Raw genomic sequence first — 23888 nt, forward strand, 5'->3', positions numbered from 1 at the left:
GCAGCCGGCGCAGCGGCGTATCGAGACCTCCTGCTCCGTGCACGGGTCTCGATACGCCCCTCACGGGGCTCCGCATCAGCAAGGACTCCGCCGTCTGAGCCGCCCCCTCTGCCGGTCGAGCAGCCGCTCAGCGGCGTGTCGGGACCCCCGTGCTCCGCACGCAGGTCCCGACACGTCCCTGACGGCGCTGCTCGACCCAGCAGGGCCCTGCACCCCGAGACCCTCCCCTCGAACAGCACCACTCCACTGAAGGAGCACCATGCCCCCCACCACCACACCCGCGCGGCGAGCGCCGCTGCGCGCAGCGCTCGCCGCGCTCGGCCTCGGAGCAGTGCTGCTCTCGGGCCTCGTCGCCCCTGCTCCGGCCGCGCAAGCGGCCGATGCCGTGATCCCGCAGCAGGGCCTCCTCGCCGACTACCGGTTCACGCAGACCACCGGCAGCACGGTCCCGAACACCGTGAGCGGAGGCGTGGGAGCCGCCACCGTCCGCAACGCGACCGACGCGCTCTGGACCGGCACGTCGCTCCGCCTCACCGGCGGCCCCAAGAGCAGCACCACGGCCCCCTGGGTGCAGCTGCCCGCGAACCTGCTGACCGGCCGCTCGTCGGCCACCGTCACGATCGAGACCCGCGCCGACGCGTCGATGCTCTCGAACTTCCACTTCCTGTGGAACATCGGCAGCGACAGCACGAACCAGTACTGGTTCGCGTCCGTCCGCGATCGCGTGCGCACCGCGATCACGACCAGCGGAGGGAACGGCGAGAACAACGCCCGCAGCGCCTCCGCCCTCACCGCCGACCGCTGGTACAACCTCACGTCGGTGATCGACGGCAGCGCCGGCACGATCTCGTTCTTCGTCGACGGCGTCCAGGTCGCCTCGGCGCCCACCGCCCTGCGCCCCTCGTCGGTGGCCGACCAGTCGCTCAACACGATCGGCCGCGCACCGTACCCCGACCCGTTCTACACGGGCGAGGTCTCGGCGTTCCGCGTCTACGACCGCGCGCTCACCGGGGCGGAGGTGGTGGCCGTGTCGACCGTCGACGCGAAGCCGCACGCCTCCACGTTCTCCCCGATCGCCGCCGCCGTGCTGGCCGGGGTCGCCCCGCTCACCGTCGACGACTCGACCACGAACCTGCCCGACTACGGGGGAGCGGTGACCTGGTCCTCCAGCGACCCGACCCTGCGCGTCTCGGCCGACGGCCGCACCCTCAGCGCCGACCGCCCCGCCGTGGGCCAGGCCGCGCGCGCCTCGACGCTCACCGCGACGGCGTCGATCCGCGGAGTCGTGCAGACCCGCTCGATCGCCGTGACCGTCGAGCCGCAGGTCGGCGTCGACACCCCCTACGGCTACCTGATGGTCCACTTCGTCGAGGACTCCGAGGGCTACGCCGAGAAGATCTACCTCGACGTCTCCCGCGGCGACGACCCCGAGAAGTGGGACCCGCTGAACGGCGCGAAGCCGATCCTGGCCTCCGACCTCGGCACCACCGGCGTCCGCGACCCGTACCTGACCTACAACCCCGACACGAAGAAGTACTACATCATCGCCACGGACCTCCGGGTCTTCGGCGGCGACCGGGGCCCCAGCACCTGCGACACCTGGTGCTACTGGACCACCGAGGGCAGCACGAAGATGAACGTCTGGGAGTCGAGCGACCTCGTGTCGTGGAGCGACCTGCGCCAGTTCGACGTGGCGCTCGACGCCGCGGGGACGAAGAAGCTCGAGGCCGGCATGATGTGGGCTCCCGAGGCCACGTGGGTGCCGGACTACGCGGGACCCGGCAAGGGCGCGTTCGTCGTCTACTGGTCCTCGACGGTCTACCCGACCGCGGCGCACACGCCGGGCACCGGATCCTCCCGCGTGCTCTGGGGAGCGACCACGGACTTCACGCAGGCCACCTACTCGTACGGCGGCACCTTCATCGACACCGGGGCCGACACGATCGACACCACGCTGATCCAGGACTCCGGCACGACCTACCGGATCTCGAAGGACAACGGCACCGGCAAGGGCATCTACATGGAGTCGACCACCTCGGCGACCTGGTGGCTGCCGACGACTTCGTGGACGCAGATCCAGTCGCGCATCGGCGCGGTATGGTCCGGCGGCAACCCCGGTGGGGTCGAGGGCCCCGCGGTGTTCAAGGACCACGGCGAGGACACCTGGTACCTCTACGTCGACGTGATCCCCGCGACCGGCTACAGGCCGATGGTGACGAACGACCTCGACGCGGGCTGGACCCAGCTGACCGACCCGGGCTTCTCGCTCGCCTCGTCGACCAAGCACGGCGGCATCGTCTCGCTGACCGCGGGGCGGTACGCCGAGGTCCGCTCGGCCGACGCCGCCTCCGCGGTCCGCTCGGACCTCGGCGAGGTGACGGTCGCCTCCGGCGCCGACGCCGCGGCGGCTCTGCCCGCCCGCGCCGACGTCGTGCTCGCCTACAACCGCGGCACCGCCTCGCAGCCGGTCACCTGGGACACCTCCGCGGTGGCGACGGCGCCCGGCCGCTACTCCGTCACCGGAGTCGTCCGCACGATCGGTGCGAACGACAACCAGTGGGTGGGCGCGAACGGATCGACGGCCTACGACGCCGCCGACCGCCGGCTCTCGAGCTCCACGGCCGTCACGGTCACCGCGACCGTAGTGGTGACGGCACCGACCTCGACGCTCACCGCCTCCACCCGCTGCGTCGCGGGCAGGGTCGTCCTCACCGGAGTGGTGAAGAACACGGGCACGACGCCCCTCTCGGTCGTCATCCGCTCGCCGTTCGGCGCCTCGCAGACGCTGACCGCCGCCCCCGGCGCCAGCGCCTCGGCCGCCTTCACCACCCGCCAGGCCTCCGTCCCGGCCGCCGCGCTCACCGCGGGCGCCCTGACCGCGGCCTACCCGGCGCGCACCTGCTGACGCACGCGCGCCGCTGACGCCGAGACGGCCCGCCCCCGCCGAGACACCGCCCCACCGCGGTGCCTCGGCCGGGAGCGGCCGTCTCGGCGTCAGGCGCCTCAGCGCTGCGCGCGGGCCGCCCCACATCCCGGCACGGCAGGCTGTACGGATGAGCGCGCCTGGAACCACCGACCCCCTCGACCGCGTCCGCGTGCGCGGCGCCCGCGAGAACAACCTCCGGAGCATCGACGTCGACGTGCCGCGCGACGCCCTCGTCGCCTTCACGGGGGTCTCGGGATCGGGCAAGAGCTCGCTCGCCTTCGGCACGCTCTACGCGGAGGCGCAGCGCCGCTACTTCGAGTCGGTCGCCCCCTACGCGCGGCGGCTGATCGACCAGGTCGGCGTGCCGGACGTCGACTCGATCGAGGGCCTGCCGCCGGCCGTCGCCCTCCCGCAGCGGCGCTCCGGAGGCTCGGCCCGCTCCACGGTCGGCAGCGCGACGACGCTCTCGAGCGTGGTGCGGATGGTGTTCTCGCGCATCGGCGCCTACCCCGAGGGCGCGCCGATGCTGCTGGCCGAGGACTTCTCGGCCAACACCGTGCAGGGCGCCTGCCCGAGCTGCCACGGCATCGGCCGGGTCTACGACGTCCCCGACGAGCTGATGGTGCCGGACGACTCGCTCTCGATCCGCGACGGGGCGCTCGCCGCCTGGCCGACCGCCTGGCACGGCAAGCAGCTGCGCGACAGCCTGATCTCGCTCGGACACGACATCGACGCTCCGTGGCGCGACCTGCCCGCGGAGGACCGCGACTGGATCCTGCACACTCCTGACTCCCCGCAGGTTCCCGTGTGGACCGACCGCTCTCCCGCGGAGGTGCGCGCGGCCGTGGCCGCCGGTGACGAGCCGCGCTACATGAGCACGTTCCTCGGGGTGCGCCGCTACGTGCTCGACACCTTCGCCGGCTCGAAGAGCGCCCGGATGCGCGAGCGCGCGGCCTCGTTCGTCGTCAGCGTCGCCTGCCCGGTGTGCGGCGGCCGGAGGCTGAAGCCCGACGCGCTCGCCGTCACCTTCGAGGGGCTCGACATCACCGAGCTGTCGGCGCTCCCGCTCGAGGAGCTGGTCGTCGTCGCGCGGCGCGTGCTGGAGCCCGGCTGGACCCCGGCCGACGGCGCTCCGCAGACCCGCCTGGCCGCGCAGCGGCTGGTCGAGGACCTCGTCGCCCGCCTCGCGCCGATCGTCGACCTGGGCCTCGGCCACCTCTCGCTCGACCGCTCCACGCCGACGCTCTCCTCGGGGGAGCTCCAGCGGATGCGCCTCGCGACGCAGGTGCTCTCGCGCCTCTTCGGCGTCGTCTTCGTGCTCGACGAGCCGTCCACGGGCCTGCACCCCGCCGACACGGAGGCGCTGCTCGGCATCCTGCGGACCCTGCGCGCGACCGGCAACACCGTCTTCTTCGTCGAGCACTCCCTCGACGTCATCCGCGAGGCCGACTGGATCGTCGACATCGGCCCGGGCGCGGGGTCGGGGGGCGGCACCGTCGTCTACTCCGGCCCGCTCGACGGCCTGCCGGGCGCCCGCGGCTCCGTCACCCGCCGCTACCTCTTCCCCGAGGGCGACCCGGCGCCGCTGCGCTCCCGCCGCACCGCGGAGCAGTGGATCGAGCTCGCCGGAGTCTCGCGGCACACCCTCGACGACCTCTCCGTCGCGTTCCCGGTCGGGGTGCTCACCGCGGTCACCGGCGTCTCCGGGTCGGGCAAGTCGACGCTCGTGAACCAGGCGCTGCCCGATCTGCTGCGCGCCTCGCTCCGCGCCGACGTCGCCGAGGACGCGCCGGCCGAGGAGGGCGGGGAGGCGGACCCGCTGCTCGACGCGGCCGCGGCGGCGACCCGCGGCACCGCCTCCGGGCCCGCGGACCGCCTGCGCCGGGTGGTGCAGGTGACCCAGACCCCGATCGGCCGGACCTCGCGCTCGAACGTCGCGACCTACACGGGCCTGTTCGACCCGGTGCGGACGCTCTTCGCGGCCACCCCGGAGGCGAAGCGCCGCCGCTTCTCGGCGAGCCGCTTCTCCTTCAACCTGCCCAGCGGGCGCTGCCCCGTCTGCAAGGGCGAGGGCTCCGTGGAGGTGGAGCTGCTGTTCCTCCCGACCGTCGAGGCGCCCTGCTCGGCGTGCGGCGGCACGCGGTACAACGACGAGACCCTCGAGGTCACCCTCGGCGGCCGGACGATCGCCGACGTCCTCGCGCTGAGCGTCGCCGACGCGCGCGAGGCCTTCGCCGAGGACCGCGAGGTCGCCCGCCACCTCGACGCGCTGGTGGACGTGGGGCTCGGCTACGTCTCGCTCGGCCAGCCGGCGCCCGAGTTGTCCGGGGGAGAGGCGCAGCGGGTGAAGCTCGCCTCGGAGCTGCGTCGCGCCCAGCGCGGGGACACGCTCTACCTGCTCGACGAGCCGACGTCGGGCCTGCACCCCGCCGACGCCGACCGCCTGCTCGAGCACCTGCAGCACCTCGTCGACGCGGGCAACACGGTGATCGTCGTCGAGCACGACATGCGCGTCGTCGCCGACGCGGACTGGGTCGTGGACCTCGGCCCGGGGGCGGGCCGGGCCGGCGGCTCGGTGGTCGCGACGGGCACTCCGGAGGAGGTCGCCGAGGCCGCGGGCAGCCGCACCGCTCCGTACCTCCGGGCGGCTCTGGACCGGCGCCGCTGAGCGCTCGAGGACCCTGTCAGTCCTCTCACCGAAACCTCACCGAAAGATATTGTTAACGGTAACATTCGAGGCGGCCCGCCCCCCTGGGCCGGATTTCTCAACGACGAGAGGCCTCACGAATGAGACGACGACTCCCCCTGGCCACCGTGGCGGTGATGGCGCTGACGGCGGGTCTCCTGTCGGTCGGCCCCACGGCCCAGGCCGCCCCCACCACCTCGCTCGACGCCGCGAAGGTGCTCGAGCTCCCGTTCGACGGGTCGCTCGCCGACACCAGCGGTCGTGGTACCGCCCTCGGGATGCAGAAGGGCACCGCCTCCTACGGCACCGGCCTGAACGGCCGGGCGTTCGAGTTCACCGGATCGAACGCGATCTCGCTCGGCACTGCGGCGGCGCTGCAGCCCGCCGACCTCACCGTCTCGTTCTGGTACAAGCCGACCAGCGCGATGACCGGTGAGCAGGTCTTCACCTGGAACAAGACCGCCTACAACTCCGACGGCTGGTACCTCACCTCCGAGGGCGACGGCACTCCGCTCGCCCTCTCGATCGGCCCGTCCGGCGGTCAGCCGTACAAGGTCGCCGTCGAGACCGCCCGCTCCGGCTTCTTCCCCGCGGGGGAGTGGACGCACGTGGTCGCCACGTACGACAAGAGCACCAAGGCCGTCGCCTTCTACCGCAACGGGGTGAAGCAGACCGCCGTCGTCAAGACCGCGCCGTCCTCCTCCGCATCCGGCGTCCTCGGCTCCGAGAGCACCTCGACGAAGACCCTCGGCTTCAACGGCCCCCAGTACAACGGCGCGCACCTGCGCGGCCTGCTCGACGACTACGCGCTCTACAACGGCGTCGCGACCACCACCGACGTCGTCGCCCTGACGAAGGCCGGCAACCCCTCCTTCGACCCCGCGAGCATCGCCCGGGCCGACCTCGAGCTGGTCGCCCCGCCCGCGAGCACCAGCACCGGCTTCACCCTGCCCACCGTCGGCGCGAAGGGGTCCGCCCTCAGCTGGACCTCCTCCGACCCGGCGACCGTCGCGATCAGCGGAGGCACGGCCGCGGTCACGCCGCCCACCGGCTCCGCGACGCAGGTCGTCCTCACCGGCTCCGCCACCTACGGGGGCAGCACCGCGGTCACGAAGACCTACACTCTCCAGGTGCAGCCCCGGGGAGTGAAGACGTCGAACTACCTTCTGGAGGCCGGCCTGTCCGACGTCTCCGTGCAGGACCCGTACCTCGAGAACGGGGAGCAGCAGACCGTCGAGTACCTGCTGAGCCTCGATCCCGAGATGTTCCTCTACTCCTTCTACCGCGAGGCCGGGCTCGCCCCGACCACGAGCGGCGGATACGGGGGCTGGGAGCGCGAGAACGGCACCCGGTTCCAGGGCCACTTCTTCGGCCACTACGTGTCCGCGCTCTCGCAGGCCTACGCCACCACCGAGGACCCGACCACGAAGGCCGCCCTGCTCGCGAAGCTCACCGCCTCCGTCGACGGGCTGAAGAAGGTCCAGGACGCCTACGCGCTGAAGGACCCCGCGAACGCCGGCTACGTCTCGCCGTTCCCGACCCGCTACCTCCCCTCGGGCGGCGACGGCCTGCTCGTCCCCTTCTACAACCTGCACAAGGTGCTCGCGGGCCTCCTGGACGCCCACGAGCACGCCCCCGACGCCGTCTCGCAGAAGGCGCTCGTCGTCGCCGGCGGCTTCGGCAGCTGGATCACCGCCTGGGCGGGCCGTCAGGCGAACCCCGGTCAGCTCCTCAACACCGAGTACGGCGGGATGAACGAGGCGCTCTACCGCCTCTACGAGACCACGCACGACCCGGCGCACAAGCGCGCGGCGGAGTACTTCGACGAGACGGCGCTGTTCCGCAAGCTGGCGGACAACGAGGACGTCCTCAACGGGCTGCACGCGAACACCACGATCCCGAAGCTGATCGGCGCGCTGAAGCGCTACCGCGTCTTCACCGACGACCCGGCGCTCTACGCGACGCTGACCGACGCCGAGAAGTCGGACCTCGACATGTACCGCCGCGCCGCCGAGAACTTCTGGCGCATGGTCGACGAGACCCACACCTACGCCAACGGCGGCAACAGCCAGTCCGAGCACTTCCACGCCCCCGGCACCCTCCACGAGTACGCGACCAACGGCCAGACCACCGGCTACGGCGAGAACTCCACCTCCGAGGGCTGCAACATCTACAACATGCTCAAGCTCACCCGGTCGCTGTTCCAGGTGACGGAGGACGTGAAGTACGCCGACTTCTACGAGGAGGCGTTCATCAACGGCGTCCTCTCGGTGCAGAACCCGGACACGGGCATGGTGACCTACTTCCAGCCGCAGACCGCGGGCTACGCGAAGGTCTTCGGGCACGAGCACGACGAGTTCTGGTGCGACCACGGCACCGGCATCGAGAGCTTCACGAAGCTCGGCGACTCGATCTACTTCGAGAAGCCGAAGACCGTCTTCGTGAACCAGTTCCGCTCCTCCGTGCTCCGCTCGTCGGCGAACAACCTGAGGCTGAGCCAGACGGCGGACATCCCCGCCACCGACACCGCGACCCTGCGGGTCGAGGCGCTGGCGGGAGGAGCCGTGGCCGCGGGCACGACCCTGAAGCTGCGCGTCCCGTCCTGGATCGACGGAGCACCGACGCTGACCGTGAACGGCGCGACCCGCACGGTCACGGCCGAGGCCGGCTACGTCTCCGTCGCCGTCGCCGCCGGTGACGTCCTCACCTGGACGCTGCCCGCCGCGGTCGCCGCCGTCGCGGACACCGAGAGCGCCGACTGGACCGCCTTCCGCTACGGACCGGTGCTGCTGGCGACCGAGCTCAACCGCTCGAACGTCGAGGCGTCCTACGTCGCCGGCGTCCTGGTGCGGATGGGCACGGCCGACAAGTCCGTGAACTCGAACATCGTCGTGGGCGACTCCGCGGCCTGGACCTCGGCGATCCGCGACAACCTGGTGCGCCTGCCCGACGGCGCGGACGGCAACGGCCGCACCACGATGCGCTTCGGCATGAAGAACGTCGACGCCGCCTCCGCCGCCCGGGTCTTCACCCCGTACTACAGCCTCTACAACGCCCGCTACGCGACGTACATGACCCTGATCGAGCCCGACTCGGCCGCGGCGCAGGCGCTGATCCGGACCCAGAAGGAGCAGCTGCGCGTCGACGAGACGACCATCGACTCCCTCACCTCGTTCGACAACAACAACAGCGAGGCCGACAAGAACTACAAGAGCGCGCGGTCCGGAGTCGGCACCTGGCGCGGGGAGGGCTACCGCGACGGCGAGCGCTCGGCGGAGGCGTACTTCCAGTACGACATGATCGTCGACCCGACCCTACCGGCCAACCACCTCGGCGTCCGCTACTACGGCGGCGACGCGGGACGAACCTTCGACGTCTACCTCAACGACGTGAAGCTCAAGACCGAGGTGGTCTCGGGAGCGGCCGGAGCGACGAGCTGGTACGTCCAGTACGACCGGATCCCGGCGTCCGTCCTCAGCGGCCTCGCCGCGAAGGACAGCTACAAGCGCGACCAGAGCGGGAAGTACGTGCTCGACGCGCAGGGACGGAAGATCCCCGTCGTCACGGTGCGCTTCCAGGGCACCGGGTCCAGCTACGTCGGCGGCGTCTTCGGGGTCTACACCACGGAGTCGACCACCTACGCGGTGGACCCGGAGCTGACGAAGCTCTCCTCCGACGTCGGGACGCTCTCGCCGGCGCTCGCCGCCGGGGTGCGGGACCACACCCTGACGGTGCCGGCCGGCACGACCAGCGTCTCGCTCGACCTCGACCCGGCCGTGCCCAGCGGTCTGGTGAAGGTCGACGGCGTGCTGATCGACGACACGCTCCGCCGCACGGTGCCGCTCGCGGCGTCGGGCACGACGAGCGTGGTCGTCGAGTCGTCGGCGCAGGACCACACGACCACCGCGACCTACCGCCTCTCGATCGTCCGCGCCTCCGCGGCGACGGTGCCGACCACCGTGACGGCCACCAGCCGCTGCGTGGCGGGCAGGGTCGTGGTGACGGTCTCCGCCCGGAACGACGCGAAGGTCCCGGCGGCGATCGCCATCGCGTCCTCCTGGGGCTCGAAGTCGTTCACCGGGATCGCTCCGGGGTCGAGCGCGTCCCACGCCTTCACCACCCGCGCCGCCTCGGTGGCCGCGGGCTCGGCGACGGTGACCGCGACGGCCACCCTGGACGGAGCCGCAGTGACGACCACGAAGCAGGCCGCGTACTCCGCTCTCACCTGCAAGTGACGTGACGACGACGGCCGCCGGGGATCGCCCCCGGCGGCCGTCGTCGTCAGTCGGAGGCGCGGTAGAGGCCCTGGAGCAGCCCGATGACGTCGCCCAGGACGGGCGGCGGGTCGCTCCGGATCCACGCGGCGTGCACGGGGACCGGCGGGGCGTCGCGGACGACCCGGTAGGCGAGGCCCTGCCGTCGGTACTGGCTCACCGTCGATTCCGCGGTCACTCCGCGGGCGGAGCCGCTGCTGATCACCGTGAGCCAGTCGTCGACGTCGGTCGTCGGCACGGTGATCCGCGGCCGGTCGTGCTCGGGCCAGAGGTCGAGCCGGGTGCTCCCGGTCCGGTCGTCGAGCGCCAGCGGAGCGGTCGCCACCTGGGCGAGGGTGACCGTGCGCTTCGCGGCGAGCGGGTCGTCGACGGACAGCGCGCAGTAGCGCTTCTCGGTGCCGATCAGAGCCGACTCGACGTCCGCAGCCGGGGATCCGCGCCGGAGGATCGCCAGATCGCTGAGGCCCTCGGCGAGCCCCGCGGTGGGCGTGTTGGAGCGGATCAGCCGCAGCTCGTGCTGGGGGAGCGCGGCCGCCCAGCGGCGCTGGAACTCCTGGGTGTGCTCGCCGAGAGCCGACCAGGCGTACCCGATCCGGATCGTGTCCGTCCCGGCCGCCGCCTCCTCGCGCAGATCGTCGACGACGGCCAGGACGCGGCGGGCGTGCCGCAGCACCCGCTCGCCCGCCGGCGCGAGCTCGACGCTGCGAGTCGTCCGGTGGAGGAGCCTTCGTCCGAGGACGGACTCGAGCGCCGCGACGTTGCGGGAGACCGCCGTCTGGGAGATGCCGAGGTCGATCCCCGCGTCGGTGAAGGTCCCGGCGTCCACGACGCCGACGAACGACCGGAGGTGGCGCAGTTCCAGTTCCATGACCGCATCCTATTCATGCGGTTCCCGCATCGATCGGACCGGTTATGCATTGTGAGCCGGGGCCGGACGGCTCGCAGACTTCCGGCATGACGAAGCAGCTCCCCGGCGACGGCCGGACCGTCGGCGTCGCGACCGCCCTCGCGAGCGCCCTCTCGAACCAGCTCGGGGCGGCCTCCGGGACTCTGGCCTTCCCGGTCCTGGGGTCCGTCGGAGTGGTCGCCGTCCGGCAGATCGTCGCCGCGCTGATCCTCCTCCCGGTCGTCCGGCCGCGGATCCGCGACCTGACCCGCGCGCAGTGGTGGCCCGTCCTGCTCCTCGCCGTGGTGTTCGGAGCGATGAACCTCACGCTCTACGCGGCCATCGACCGCATCGGGCTGGGGCTGGCGGTGACCCTGGAGTTCTGCGGGCCGCTGGCGGTCGCGCTCCTCGGCTCCCGGAGCAGGACCAGCGCGCTCTGCGCCCTCGTCGCCGGAGCGGGCGTCGTCGCGATCGCCGGGCCGAGGCCCTCGTCCGACCAGCTGGGGATCGCGCTCGGTCTCGCGGCCGCGTGCTGCTGGGCCGCGTACATCCTGCTCAACCGGATCATCGGACTCCGGCTGCCCGGAGCGCAGGGGACCGCCACGGCGACCGGGATCTCCGCCGCCGTCTTCCTGCCCGTCGCCGTCTGGACGCTCGTCACGACGCGCCCCGACGCGGGCACCGTGCTCCTGGCGGTCGGCGCCGGCGTCCTGGCGACGGCCGTCCCGTTCGTGGCCGACGTGATCGCGCTCCGGAGGCTCCCGGCGAGCGTGTTCGGGACGCTCATGAGCGTCAACCCCGTCCTGGCAGCCCTCATCGGCGCGGTCGTGCTCGGGCAGGACGTCGGCGCGGCCGGATGGCTCGGCATCGCCCTCATCGTCACTGCGAACGCGGCGGTCCTCCGGCGGGGGCGTCGCGCGCGGTGAGGCCCGGCGGCGGGCCGAGCAGCTCGACGACGGCGTCGAGCACCGCATCGGTCCTCCGCGCCAGGGGGGAGTCGGCGGAGACGAGCGCGCTGATCCGCTCGCGGGCGACGCGGCCGAGCGGCGTGATCCCGATGATGCGCTGCCGCTGGTCCGTCGGCGACACGCGGCGCTCGACCAGTCCCCGCGCCTCGAGCTGCCGGCAGAGGAAGGTGACGTTCTGAGGGGTGCAGTGCGCTCGGGCGGCCGCCTCACTCATGGACGGCGCGGGCTCGTCGGGGTCGATGCTCCAGAGGAGGTGGGCGGTCGTGGCGGTGATGCCGTACTCGCGCAGTGCCGGAGCGAGCGCCTCGTCGGTGCGCGCCACCACGTCGTAGACCGCGGCCAGTGCGTCCGCCAGCCGCTCGTCCCGTCGCGTCGCCATGCGAGCAGAATATCGCTTCAAGTCCTGAAGCATGTACCTTGAAGCTTCAAGGATTGAAGGGAATCAGAGCCCTTCCGAGACCACCGCGCCCCTTCTCGGGCGCCGAAGGGAGACCGCCGTGGAGATCGCACGACTCGACGGGCGCACCGTCGTCGTCACCGGGGCCGCCGGCGGCATCGGCTTCTTCGTCGCGGAGGGACTCGCCCGCCTCGGCGCACGGGTCGTCGTCGCCGCCCGCTCGGCGGCCCGGGCGCACTCGGCCATCGGGTTGCTCCCCGAGCCGGGCCTGCACCGCCACCTGCCGCTGGACCTCTCCGACCGGGAGTCGATCCTGTCGGCGGGGGACGCCCTCCGGCGCCTCGGCACCCTCGACGGCATCGTCCTCAACGCGGGGATCATCGCCGCGCCGAGGACCGCTGCGACGGGCGCTTTCGGCGTCGAGTCGACGGTCGGCGTGAACGTCCTCGCGCACCTCGAGCTCCTGCGCTCCGCACTGCCGGCGCTCGAGGAGGCGCCGGCCGCGCGGATCGTCAGCACCGGCAGCATGCTCACCCGGCGGATCCCCTTCGACCCCGACGACTGGCTCTCGCAGAAGTCCTACCGCCCCCGCGTCGCCTACGCGATGTCCAAGCACGCCGCGGAGATCCTGGGGTTCGAGCTCGACCGGCGCCTCCTCGAGGCGGGGTCTCGGATCCGCTCCGTCGTCGCCCACCCCGGCGGCGCCATCGACGCCCTCACCCCCGAGCGGCCGCCGCTCCACGAGCGGCCGCTGCCCGTGCGGCTCCTCGCACCCGCCCTCGCGCCGCTGGTCTCGCGCCTGGTGCAGGGGAAGGACTCCGCGGCGCGACCCGCCGTCGCCGCCGTCGCCGCACCGACACTGCCGTGGAACGCCTACATCGGCCCCCGCCACGGAGCCGCGGGGGAGCCGGTGCTCGCGACTCCCGTGCCCAGCTCGACCGACGCGGCGCTGGGCGCGCGGCTCTGGCACGAGGCGGAGGCGATCCTCGGCGGCCCGGTCCTCGGGGCGCTCTGACGGACCGGCCCTCGCGGGGGCCGCTGGAAGAAGAGGCGTGGCGGCGAGCAGCCGACCCGAGCGGTCCGCGGCACCGTCACTCCGGACCGCGGAGGGGCAGCGGGACGCGAGTCCGTCGCGCGGGTCCGAGCGCGCCTGCGCCGAGCCCACCGCACGGGACCGGCGTCGACGATTCTCACCGTCGACGATCCTCGCCGTCGACGATCCTCGCCGTCGGCGATCTCGAGACGGATCCGGGCCGACGCCGGGCCGACCTCGCGGGTCGGCCCCTCGACCGACCCGGCCGCGGTCACGCCGCTGTGCGTTACCTGTTCGTTATGAAAAAGGCGCCTACACGACCAAACCAGGGACACCCTGGGAAACGGCAGGTCGCGGGAGAAAACTCTCCTCCATGAACCAGACAGCGGCACCCGTGCGCGAGCATCGAGCTCTCTACTTCCTGCTCGCCGCCCTCGCGGGCATCGTCACGGGCGGAGTCCTCCTCGCCGTCGCCGAGCTCATCGCCCTCGCGGTCGCCCGCACCGCGAGCCCCGTGCTCGCGCTCGGCGCCTTCATCGTCGACATCGTCCCGCGCCCGCTCAAGGAGTTCGCGATCGAGACGTTCGGCGAGAACGACAAGACCTTCCTGCTCGGCAGCGTGGGCGCCGCGGTCGTCGTCGCCGCCGCGATCGCCGGAGTGCTCCAGCTGGTCCGCCCGCCGCTCGGCCAGGTGCTGCTCGTGATCGCCGGCGGCCTCTCGATCGCCGCCATCGTGACCCGCACGGGAGCGTCGCCGCTCGCCGCGGTGCCCACGCTGGTCGGACTCGTCGTCGCCGTCGTCGTCATGCACCTCCTCTTCACGCGCCTGCGCGGCTGGCGTGCGGCCCGGGCCTCGGAGGCCAGGGGAACATCCTCCGAGGCCCGTCCGGGCGCCCTCGAGCGCCGCGGCTTCTTCCGCATCGCGCTGATCTCCGCCGTCGGCGCGGCAGTCGTCGGCACCGGAGCCCGCCTGGTCAACGCGGCCACCTCCTCCCTCGCCGGCGTCCGCGACGCCCTGCGCCTGCCGTCCCCGCGCAGCACTGTCTCGGTCCCCGCGGGCGCCGAGCTCGACATCGAGGGCATCACCCCGCTCTACACGCCGAACGCCGACTTTTACCGCGTCGACACCGCCCTCACCGTGCCCAACCTGGACCCGTCGGCCTGGTCGCTGAAGATCACCGGCATGGTCGACCGCGAGGTGACGCTCAACCTCCAGCAGATCTTCGACATGGGCCTCGACGAGTACGGCATCACCCTCACCTGCGTCTCGAACCAGGTCGGCGGCAACCTCGTCGGCAACGCCAAGTGGCTCGGCGTCCCCCTCCGCGACGTGCTGAAGATGGCCGGCGTGCAGAGCGGAGCCGACATGCTCCTCTCGACCAGCAGCGACGGATACACGGCGTCCACCCCGATCACCGCGGTCACGGACGAGAACCTCGACGCGATCCTCGCCGTCGGCATGAACGGCGAGCCCCTCCCGTTCGAGCACGGCTTCCCGGTGCGGATGATCGTGCCCGGCCTCTACGGCTACGTCTCGGCCACCAAGTGGCTCACCGAGCTCAAGGTCACCACCTTCGAGGCCGACCAGGCCTACTGGACCCCGCGCGGCTACTCCGCCGAGGCCCCCATCAAGATGTCCTCGCGGATCGACACCCCGCGGATCGGCGTCCCCGTCACCTCGGGCGCTCTCAAGATCGCGGGCGTCGCCTGGGCGCAGAGCATCGGCATCGAGAAGGTCGAGGTGAGCATCGACAACGGCGACTGGCAGGAGGCGACGCTCTCGACCCCGGTCAACCTCGACACCTGGGTGCAGTGGTTCGTCGACTGGGACGCCCAGCCCGGCTCGCACTACGTCGCGGTCCGCGCGGTCGACAAGAACGGCATGGTCCAGATCGAGGACCGCGCACCGGTCGCGCCCGACGGCTCCTCCGGCTGGCAGCGCACGCTCATCAACGTCACCTGACGCCCCGTGGAGGCGCCGATCCCCGTGGGGTCGGCGCCTCCGGTGCGTCCGGCGTCCGTCGCGAGGACGCCCCCGCAGTGCGGACGGCCCTCGACGCGACGACGCCTCCGCGGCACGTCCCGGCCCGGCGCGCAAGCCTCCGCGGCGGCGCGGCCCGCGAGCAGGCGCCGCCCTAGCCTTCGAGCATGCGCTCCCGGCTCCTCCACCTCCGCGAATCCTTCTGGTTCCTCCCGGCCCTGTTCGGCGTCCTCGCCGTCGGGCTGGCGCTGGGGCTGGTCGAGGTCGACCACCTGCTGGTCCGCGCCGGCGTCAGTGACATCCCCCTGATCGAGGACCTGTCGCCGACCGGCGGCCGGGCGATCCTCTCGGCGATCGGCGGGACGATGCTCGGCGTCGCTGCGACCTCGTTCTCGATCACGATCTCGGTGCTGGCGACCACGTCCTCCGCCTACGGGCCCCGGCTGGTCCGCAACTTCATGGCCGACCGCGGCAACCAGATCGTCCTGGCGGTGCTCACCTCCACGTTCCTGTACTCCCTGATCGTGCTGCGCGCGGTGCACACGGAGGAGGACGCGTCGCTGACGTTCGTGCCGGTGGTGGCCGTCTCGTTCTCGGTGCTGCTCGCGGTGGGCGACGTCGCGGTGCTCGTCTACTTCATCCACCACATCGCTCTGTCGGTGCAGGTGACGACGCTGCAGCAGCGGGTGCTCGGCGAGCTCGTCGACGTCATCGAGCGGCTGCACCCGGAGGACGGGGAGGAGCCGACGAATGCGGAGGAGGCCCTGCCGCCGGCGGGGCGCGAGCCGGTCGTGCTGCGGGCGGTGCGCGGCGGCTACGTCGAGCAGCTCGAGATCGAGCGGCTGGTCGCCCTGGCCCGACGCGGCGACGCGCGGCTCCGGGTGCTCGCGCTGCCCGGCGACCACGTCCTCGTCGGAGACCCGGTGCTCGAGGTCCTGGAGGGGTCCGTCGCCCAGGAGGAGGCGGTCGCCGCGGTCGTCGTCGCCGACGCGCGCACCCCGCACCAGGACCTCCGCTACGCCGTCCAGCAGGTGGTCGAGATCGGAGTCCGCGGGCTCGCGACCGGCACGAACGACCCGTACACCGCGGTCGGCGCCGTCGAGGCCCTGACGAGCGCGCTCGTCGACCTCTGCGGCCGTCCGGAGGCGCGCGGCCGCTACGCCGACGCCGACGGAGTCGTCCGCCTGGTCGTCCCGTGGCCCCGAGCGGGCGAGCTGCTGGCCGACGTGTTCCTCGCCCTGCGCTCGTACGCGATGGAGCAGCCGCTCGTCGTCCGCGCCGGCGTGCGCCTCGCCGAGCGGCTCGCGGTCGTCGCCCGCGGCGGGACCCGCGTCGAGCTGCACCGCCAGGTCCAGGCGTTCGCCGCCGCGCACGCCGCCGCCGACGGCGACGCCCTCGAGGCGCCGGCCCTGCGCGCGTCGCTCGCCGCGCTCGAGAAGCGCCTCGCGGCCTGACGCCCGGCCTGCCCAATGCTCCGGAAAGCCGCCCCGCCCGTGGAGTGCTCGAATCGATTCGAGTAGGCTCGGCGCATGACAGAGAACACCACTGAGCTGCGCGTGGGGGTCGTCGGCCTCGGCTTCGCCGGCACCACCCACCTCGACGCCTTCCAGTCCCTGCCCGGCGCCCGCGTCGTCGCGCTCGCCGGCCAGGAGGAGGCGCGCCTGCACGAACTCGGCGCGACCCGCGGCGTCCCCGACCTCTACGCCGACTGGGAGGAGCTCGTCGCTCGCGACGACCTCGACGTCGTCTCCATCGGCGTCCCGAACCACCTGCACCACCCGATCGCCGTGGCCGCGCTCGCGAGCGGCAAGCACGTCTTCTGCGAGAAGCCGCTCGCCACCACCGCCGAGCTGGCGGCCGAGATGGTCGAGGCCGCCCGCACGAACGACCGGGTGCTCGAGATCGCCTACAACCACCGCCGCCGCGCCGACGTCGCCTTCCTCCGCGACTACCTCGACGACGCACCGCTCGGCGACGTCTACCACGCCCGCGCGAGCTGGCAGCGGCGCACCGGCATCCCCGGCATCGGCTCCTGGTTCACCAGCAAGGAGCTCGCCGGCGGCGGCCCGCTGATCGACCTCGGCTCCCACGTGCTCGACATCGCGCTGCACCTGCTCGACGAGCCGCGCGTGACCAGCGTCTCGGCGGTCGCGTACGGCGAGATCGGCCGCTCCGGCCGCGGAGGGCGCCCGCACGGCGTCGCCGCCACCGGCACGCACGCGTTCGAGGTGGAGGACTTCTCGAGCGCCCTGCTGCGCCTCGACAACGGCCGCTCGCTCCAGCTCGACGCCTCCTGGGCCAGCTACTCGAAGGTCGACGAGGACATCGAGGTCGAGCTGCTCGGCTCGGCCGGGGGCGCGCGCCTCCACATCGCCGACTACGCCACGGAGGGGACTCTGACGCTCTACTCCGAGGTCGCCGGAGCGCCGACCGTCTCGCACCCCGACGTGAAGGTCCCCGCCGGACACCACCGCTCGGTCATCGCCGAGTTCCTGGAGGCGATCGCCTCGGGAGCCGACGCGCCCGCGGGCGGCCCCCGCTACTCCGGCCACTACGGCGAGTACGCGCTGCACCGCAGCCGGGTGGTCGACGCGATCTACCGCTCCGCCGCCGAGAAGCAGGAGGTGGCGGTCGCATGAGCGCCCCGATCGAGGTCCTCGTCTGGAACGAGTTCCGCCACGAGACCCGCGGCGACGAGACCGTGCTGCGCCACTACCCGGACGGCATCCACCGCGTCATCGCGGACGGACTCGCGGAGTCGCTCGGCGACGCCGTCTCGGTGCGCACCGCGACGCTCCCCGAGCCCGAGCACGGGCTCACCGAGGAGGCGCTCGCGACGACGGACGTGCTGCTGTGGTGGGGGCACATCGCGCACGAGGAGGTGTCGGACGAGGTCGTCCAGCGCGTCCTGCGGCACGTGCAGGAGGGGATGGGGATCCTGGTCCTGCACTCGGGCCACTACTCGTCGATCTTCAAAGCGCTCATGGGCACGACCTGCTCGCTGAAGTGGCGCAACGACCGCGACCGCGAGCTGGTCTGGACGATCGCGCCCACCCATCCGATCGCCGAGGGCGTGCCCAGCCCGCTGATCATCCCCGAGCAGGAGATGTACGGCGAGTACTTCGACATCCCGGTGCCGGAGGAGACGGTGTTCCTGTCGACCTTCACCGGCGGCGAGGTGTTCCGCTCCGGCGTGACCTACACCCGCGGCCTCGGGAAGGTCTTCTACTTCTCGCCCGGCGACCAGGACTACCCCGTCTACCACCACCCGGACATCCGGCGCGTGCTGGCGAACGCCGTCCGCTGGGCCCGCCCGACCCGGCCGCGCACGCCCCTCACGGCCGACCACCACCCCCGGGGCTGGTTCGAGTCCTGACGCGAGCTCCCGCGCCCTCCCCTCCCTCTCCGCGAGATGCCGCTCCGGTACGCGACACGCCGTGCCGGGCGCATCGACGTGGCGTCTCGCGGGGAGGTACTGGGGGGATGCAGCAGACGGAGGGGCGCGAGCCGGAGGAGGTGCGCCGGTACGGGGAGGCTCCGGAGCAGATCGCGGACGTCTTCCGCGGGGCGCCCGGCGAGGCGCGCCGGCCGGTCGTGCTCGTGCACGGCGGGTTCTGGCGGGCGCGGTGGGACCGGCGGCACGCCCGGCCGCTCGCGGCGGCACTGGCCGACCGCGGGCACGACGTGCTCCTCCCCGAGTACCGGCGCACGGGCGACCCGGGAGGCGGCTGGCCGGGCACCGGCGACGACGTCCTGGCCGTGCTCGCGGCGCTCCCGGCACTGCTGCCCGGCGCCGGACCGGTCGCCCTCGTCGGCCACTCCGCCGGCGGCCACCTCGCCGTCTGGTCGCAGGCCGCCCGTCCGTCGCCGCACGTCGCCGCTGTGGTGGCACTGGCGGGCGTGCTCGACCTGGCCGCCGCCTCCGCCGACCGCCTCAGCGACGACGCCGTGGGGGAGCTCCTCGGCGGCGACCTCGCGCTGCTCCCGGGCGCCGACCCCGCGCAGCTGCCCGCGCCGCCGCAGCCGACCACGCTGATCCACGGCGTACTCGACGAGGACGTCCCCGACGCCTACAGCCGCCGATACGCCGACCGGCACCCCGCCGTGCAGCTGCACGAGCTCGCCGACGCCGACCACATGGCGCTCGTCGATCCGACGACGCCCGCCTTCGCGATCCTCCTCGCCGCGCTCGCCTGACGCGCGATCGCACCCCCTCGCCCGTCGGCGTGCGCTGGGGACGGATCGCGACGCACCGCCCGCCGACGCGCGACGGGGACAGGCCCCCTACAGGACCGGCGGGTACAGGAAGAGCGGGACCTGGGCGGTGGGGAAGGTGCGGGTCACGTAGCTGTGCTTGCCGCCGTAGTTGTACTCCTCGAGGAGCACGGTGCCGTCGTCGTTGACCTTCTGCACGTAGGAGACGTGGTTGTAGGTCCACCACGCGACGCAGCCGACGATCGGGACGCTGCTGGTCGCCCAGCCCTTCGCGGCCCAGTTGTCCGGCCACTCGTAGGCGCTGCCGCCGAGCGGGGTAATGTTCCCCCACGTGTACTTCCACGGCGCGGAGGTGCGGCCGGCGTCGCGGTTGAGGCGCCAGGCCACGAAGTCGACGCACTCGCGGTAGTAGTAGCCGAGGGGCGAGAGTCCGCCGCCGTCGTCGTCGATGGTCTCGTAGGGCCACGGGTAGTCGTCGCCGACCGCGCGGGTCTGCACGGTCGAGAACTCTCCGCCGTTCGATCCGGAGAGCACGGCCGCCTGGCGGCTGGCCTCGTCGAGCTGCGCCTGGGTCGGTGCGGCGAAGGCGTCGCGGACGGCGGTCTGGCCGGCGGCGTCGGAGGAGACGGTGAGGTTCTGGAGGCCGACCCGGTTCGCGGCGGCGCGGCCGGTCGCGGTGGCGGAGGAGCTGCGGGCGCCGTACGCGGGGATCGCGGCCGTGGCGAAGAGGCCGCCGACCACCGAGAAGGTGCCGAAGGCCAGGGCGCGGCGGCTGAGGCCGCGGGCCCGGGCGGGCTCGGCGGCGCGGGGAGCGACGGGGCGGGAGACGGACGCGCGGCGCGGAGAGGCCGGGATCGACCGGGAGGCGGGGGAGGCGACGGCGGGGACCTCGACCGACACGGTCGGAGCGGTCGCCACGGCCGATGCGGCGTCGACGGTGGTGTCCGCGGAGTCGCCAGCGCCTGCGGAAGCGGCGGAGTCGTCCGATCCGCTGCCCTCGCCCGCGGCACCGGCGGTCGCCGCGCCCGTCTCCGCCTCGGCCCGGGCAGCACGGCGCTCGGCCTCGCGGGCCTCGCGCCGGGTCGGGGGTGCAGTGGTCGGGGTGCCGGCACTCTCCTCAGGGGTGGGAATGCCTGGCTTCGACACGCGTGCGTTCTCCTCGGATGACGGTGGTGACGGGGGTCGGGGGCCGGTGGGAATCCGGCGACGAGCCACTCTAGCCCGAGGCCCGCGCATAACGGAACGATCACGACGGATCCGGCACGGATGCTCCGACCGCTCGCGCCCGTGCGGTGCCAGGATGGGGCGCAACCGGGAAGGAGCTCCTCATGACCGCACCCACCCCCACCGGGCCCGTCCTCGTCGGCATCGTCGACGGCCAGCGACCCGAGGTCCTGCGCACCGCCGCCCGCGTCGCCGCCGACGCCGGAGCCGCCCTGCTGCTCGTGTCGGTCTCGGCCGATCCGTACCTCGTCGGCGAGTACGTCGATCCGATGACCGGCGGCATCCCGCTCGGCTTCGTCGGCGCCGCGGCCGACCGCGGCGAGGGCCCGTCCCTCCCGCCCGGGCTCCGCGAGACGGTCGAGCACGAGCTGGACGGCAGCACCGTGCAGTGGTCGCTGCGCGCGGCGCGGGGCGAGCCCGCCCTGGCGCTCGCCGAGGTCGCCGAGGAGGTCGACGCGCGGATGATCGTGGTCGGCACCCGCGACGCGGGCGTGCTCGCGAGCATCGCCGAGTTCCTCAGCGGGAGCGTCGCCGCCCACCTCGCGCACCGCCAGCACCGCCCCGTGCTCGTCGTCCCGCGCGCCGACCGCGACCCGTCGCGCCCGGCGCCCTGGGACCTCCCGGAGTGACGCGACCCCTCCACCTGCGCCCCTCCGCGATCCTCCTGGTCGCGGCGGGCGGTGCCGTCGGCACGGCGATTCGCGCCGCGATCGGCGCCGCACTGCCTCCGCTGGGCGTCGTGCCGGTCGCGACGCTCGCCGTGAACCTGCCGGGCGCGTTCCTCCTGGGCCTCCTGCTCGAGGCGCTGGCGCGGCGCGGACCGGACGAGGGCGGGCGCCGAACCCTGCGCCTCCTGCTCGGCACCGGCGTGCTGGGCGGATTCACGACCTACAGCACCTTCTCGCTCGACACGGTCGCGCTGCTCGAGGGCGGCCACGTCGTGGAGTACCTGCTCTACACCGGCGGCACGCTCGTGCTGGGCGTGCTCGCCGCGGCGCTGGGCATCGCTGTCGCGGGGCGGCGGAGGGCGGCGGCGTGACGCCCGGCCTGCTGCTCGCGGTCGCTCTCGCGGGCGGAGTCGGAGCGGCCGCACGGCTCGTCGTCGACGGGGTCGCGCGGTCGCTCGTGCCGGCGCGCTGGCCGGTCGGCACCGCGCTGATCAACGTCAGCGGGTCGCTGCTGCTCGGAGTCGTCACCGGGCTCGTGCTGGCCGGGGTCCTCGACCCGGTGTGGCGGGCCGTGCTCGGGACGGGCGTGCTCGGCGGCTTCACCACGTTCAGCACGGCGAGCGTCGAGACCGCGCGGCTGCTGCTCGACCGGCGCTGGGCGGCCGGCCTGGGCTACGGCGTCGGCACGGCGGCCGCCGCGACGGCGAGCGCCGCCGCCCGCGAGCCGACGCGGATCCTCGCGCGGTGACCCCCGGTCGAGGGACGCCTCGACTTCCGGAGCATGGGTGAAGATGGGCGGATGACATCCGTGGGGGGCGTTCCGGAGCTCAGGCTGGCCGTCGTCGACGACCAGCCCCTCTACCGGCACATGCTGTCGTCGCTGCTGCGCGCGGTGCCGGGCGTGCGGAGCGTCGTGGAGGCCGGATCCGCCACGGAGGCGCGGTCGGTGCTGCGGCCCGCGGAGCTCGACGTGGCGATCCTCGACATCGAGCTCGGCGACGGGGACGGCATCGAGCTCGGGCGCCGGCTGCGGTCCACCGCGCCGGGGCTGGGCATCGTCCTGCTCTCGGCCGTCGACGCGATGCACCGCTTCCTCCGCCTCGACCGCGCCGAGGCCCGCGGCTGGAGCTACCTCTCGAAGACCTCCTCCCTCTCCGCCCCCGCGCTGCTCGCCTCCGTCCGCGCGACGGCGGACGGCCGCACCGTGCTCGATCCGGCGCTGGTCGCCGCCCGCGCGGCCCGCCGCGACTCCCCGGTCGCCGCGCTGAGCCCGCGCCAGTACGAGGTGCTCTCGGGCCTCGCATCGGGGCTGACCAACGCCGCGATCGGCGAGCGCCTCGGCATCGCGGTCCGCTCGGTCGACAACCACGTCAACGCCGTCTACGCGTCCCTCGGCGTCCGCTCGGACGGCGAGCGCAACCCGCGGGTCGACGCGACGCTCCTCTTCCTCGAGCACACCGGATGAGCGCCGGCCCCCGCGACGCGCGCGAGGACAACCGCATCGTCCTCGGAGCGATGGCCCTCCTGGGCGGCGTCCTCTCGCTGCTGGCCGCGCTCCAGGCCGTCTTCGCGCTCGGGATGCTGTCGCGGACGCTGCGGGGGGTCGATCCGGGGCCGCTGCTCGACGTGACGACGCGCGTCCTGGTCAACGTGTCGACGATCGGGCTCGCGATCGCCCTGGTCGCGGTGCTGCGTCCCGAGCGCTCGACCGGCGGCGGCCGAGTGGCCCGGACGGCGGTCATCGCCGTGGGGATGGGCCTGGTCCGCTGCTGCCTCCAGGTGCTGACCGGCGTCTACCCGCACTCGGCACTCCCCGCTCTCGCGGTCGAGCTGGTCGTCGGATCCACGGTGATCGCGCTGATCACCGCCTACGGCTACCTGCTCGTGCGCGCGGCGCGGCGGGTTCGCGAGAAGGAGCGGGAGCACGCCCGCGCCTCCGTGCAGGCGCTCGAGGCGGTGCAGGCCCTGCAGCGGGAGGAGCTGCGGGTGCGGCGCGACGTCGCGCAGAGCCTGCACGGCGGCCTCCAGAACGGACTCGTGGTGCTGACCGCCGAGCTGCACGCGGTCGCGAGCGCATCCGACGAGGCGGCCTCGGAGCGGCTGCTCGCCATCGCCGCCCGGCTCGACCGGCTCCGCGAGGACGAGGTGCGCGCGGTCGGCCACGCCCTCTACCCGGTCGAGATCGACCACGGCCTGGTCCCCGCCGTCCGCGACCTCGTCGCGCGCCTCCCTCCCGAGATCGCCGTCGACCTCGACCTCGGCCGCATCCCGGCGCTCGCCGCCGAGGGCGCCGAGCCGCCGCTCGACCAGCGGATGCTCCTGGTCCGGTTCCTGGAGGAGGCGGTCACCAACGCGCTGAAGCACGGCGGCGCCTCCTCGCTGCGGGTGCGCGGCGACGAGGAGGCGGGCGTCGTGGTGCTCACCCTCGACGACGACGGCCGCGGACTCGTCGAGGGGTCGACGCGCTCGGGCCTGGCGCGGCTGGAGCGGCAGCTCGCGGTCTACGGGGGCTCGTTGGAGCTCTCGGACTCGCCCGTGCTGGCGGGGGCGCGGTTGCGGGCGCGGCTCCCGCTGTCCGGCGCGGCGCCCGGCGGGGACGGCGGACGGGCGCCGCGCCGGACAGCGGGAGC

The 23888-nt window shown here is 73.5% G+C and carries 18 protein-coding genes; 15 read left to right on the forward strand and 3 right to left on the reverse strand.

Going from position 1 to position 23888, the window contains the following annotated elements:
• Positions 1-259 precede the first annotated feature (259 nt).
• From C5D50_RS05750 to C5D50_RS05760, 3 genes are all read left to right on the forward strand, one after another.
• Positions 260-2905: a LamG-like jellyroll fold domain-containing protein gene (locus C5D50_RS05750; RefSeq protein ID WP_104283016.1), complete on the forward strand. Its 2646-nt coding sequence runs from the start codon at positions 260-262 to the stop codon at positions 2903-2905.
• Positions 2906-3053: 148 nt separating this feature from the next.
• Positions 3054-5594, forward strand: coding sequence for an excinuclease ABC subunit UvrA (locus tag C5D50_RS05755; RefSeq protein WP_104283017.1), 2541 nt, complete (start codon positions 3054-3056; stop codon positions 5592-5594).
• 119 nt (positions 5595-5713) lie between these two features.
• Positions 5714-9847 carry a beta-L-arabinofuranosidase domain-containing protein gene (locus C5D50_RS05760; protein WP_104283018.1) on the forward strand — a complete coding sequence of 1378 codons (4134 nt, stop codon included), beginning with the start codon at positions 5714-5716 and terminating at the stop codon, positions 9845-9847.
• Positions 9848-9893: 46 nt separating this feature from the next.
• Here C5D50_RS05760 and C5D50_RS05765 read toward each other — a convergent pair whose 3' ends face one another.
• A complete protein-coding gene (locus C5D50_RS05765; protein ID WP_104283019.1) occupies positions 9894-10754 on the reverse strand; it encodes a LysR family transcriptional regulator in 861 nt (286 codons plus the stop codon).
• An 86-nt stretch (positions 10755-10840) separates the two neighbouring features.
• On the opposite strand from C5D50_RS05765, the gene C5D50_RS05770 reads away from it, so the two are divergent.
• Positions 10841-11698: a DMT family transporter gene (locus tag C5D50_RS05770; protein ID WP_104283020.1), complete on the forward strand. Its 858-nt coding sequence runs from the start codon at positions 10841-10843 to the stop codon at positions 11696-11698.
• Here the strand turns inward: C5D50_RS05770 and C5D50_RS05775 are convergent.
• Positions 11652-12119 carry a MarR family winged helix-turn-helix transcriptional regulator gene (locus C5D50_RS05775; RefSeq protein WP_181137306.1) on the reverse strand — a complete coding sequence of 156 codons (468 nt, stop codon included), beginning with the start codon at positions 12117-12119 and terminating at the stop codon, positions 11652-11654. The genes C5D50_RS05770 and C5D50_RS05775 overlap by 47 nt on opposite strands.
• A 118-nt stretch (positions 12120-12237) precedes the next feature.
• On the opposite strand from C5D50_RS05775, the gene C5D50_RS05780 reads away from it, so the two are divergent.
• From C5D50_RS05780 to C5D50_RS05805, 6 genes are all read left to right on the forward strand, one after another.
• Entirely contained in the window at positions 12238-13152 is a 915-nt protein-coding gene (locus C5D50_RS05780; protein WP_181137307.1) for an SDR family NAD(P)-dependent oxidoreductase, read from the forward strand.
• 391 nt (positions 13153-13543) lie between these two features.
• Positions 13544-15133: a molybdopterin-dependent oxidoreductase gene (locus C5D50_RS05785; RefSeq protein WP_104226578.1), complete on the forward strand. Its 1590-nt coding sequence runs from the start codon at positions 13544-13546 to the stop codon at positions 15131-15133.
• Positions 15134-15318: 185 nt separating this feature from the next.
• Entirely contained in the window at positions 15319-16605 is a 1287-nt protein-coding gene (locus C5D50_RS05790) for a DUF2254 domain-containing protein (RefSeq protein ID WP_104283023.1), read from the forward strand.
• A 75-nt stretch (positions 16606-16680) separates the two neighbouring features.
• Positions 16681-17790, forward strand: a complete 1110-nt coding sequence (locus tag C5D50_RS05795) for a Gfo/Idh/MocA family protein (protein ID WP_104248208.1) — start codon at positions 16681-16683, stop codon at positions 17788-17790.
• Complete coding sequence (locus C5D50_RS05800; protein WP_104226581.1) at positions 17787-18527, forward strand: ThuA domain-containing protein; 741 nt, start codon at positions 17787-17789, stop codon at positions 18525-18527. The genes C5D50_RS05795 and C5D50_RS05800 overlap by 4 nt, the downstream gene beginning before the upstream one ends.
• A gap of 107 nt (positions 18528-18634) precedes the next feature.
• Positions 18635-19348, forward strand: coding sequence for an alpha/beta hydrolase (locus C5D50_RS05805; RefSeq protein ID WP_104283024.1), 714 nt, complete (start codon positions 18635-18637; stop codon positions 19346-19348).
• A gap of 87 nt (positions 19349-19435) precedes the next feature.
• Here the strand turns inward: C5D50_RS05805 and C5D50_RS05810 are convergent, their stop codons facing one another.
• Positions 19436-20512 (reverse strand): CHAP domain-containing protein, encoded by a 1077-nt coding sequence (locus tag C5D50_RS05810; RefSeq protein ID WP_104283025.1) that lies wholly within the window; start codon positions 20510-20512, stop codon positions 19436-19438.
• Between the two features lie 182 nt (positions 20513-20694).
• On the opposite strand from C5D50_RS05810, the gene C5D50_RS05815 reads away from it, so the two are divergent.
• The 5 genes from C5D50_RS05815 to C5D50_RS05835 all read left to right on the forward strand — a co-directional run.
• Positions 20695-21219, forward strand: coding sequence for a universal stress protein (locus tag C5D50_RS05815; protein WP_104288950.1), 525 nt, complete (start codon positions 20695-20697; stop codon positions 21217-21219).
• Positions 21216-21629 carry a CrcB family protein gene (locus C5D50_RS05820; protein ID WP_104288951.1) on the forward strand — a complete coding sequence of 138 codons (414 nt, stop codon included), beginning with the start codon at positions 21216-21218 and terminating at the stop codon, positions 21627-21629. Before C5D50_RS05815 ends, C5D50_RS05820 begins: the two co-directional genes overlap by 4 nt.
• Complete coding sequence (locus C5D50_RS05825) at positions 21626-22006, forward strand: CrcB family protein (RefSeq protein WP_104288952.1); 381 nt, start codon at positions 21626-21628, stop codon at positions 22004-22006. The genes C5D50_RS05820 and C5D50_RS05825 overlap by 4 nt, the downstream gene beginning before the upstream one ends.
• A 51-nt stretch (positions 22007-22057) precedes the next feature.
• The gene (locus C5D50_RS05830; RefSeq protein WP_104237929.1) at positions 22058-22723 is read left to right on the forward strand and encodes a response regulator transcription factor; all 666 of its coding nucleotides are present in this window, start codon (positions 22058-22060) and stop codon (positions 22721-22723) included.
• Positions 22720-23888, forward strand: a 1169-nt coding sequence (locus tag C5D50_RS05835) for a sensor histidine kinase (RefSeq protein ID WP_104288953.1), incomplete at its 3' end; no start/stop codon positions are given. The genes C5D50_RS05830 and C5D50_RS05835, both read left to right, overlap by 4 nt.

The sequence above is a fragment of the Rathayibacter sp. RFBD1 genome (assembly GCF_002932915.1).
GTDB lineage: Bacteria > Actinomycetota > Actinomycetes > Actinomycetales > Microbacteriaceae > Rathayibacter.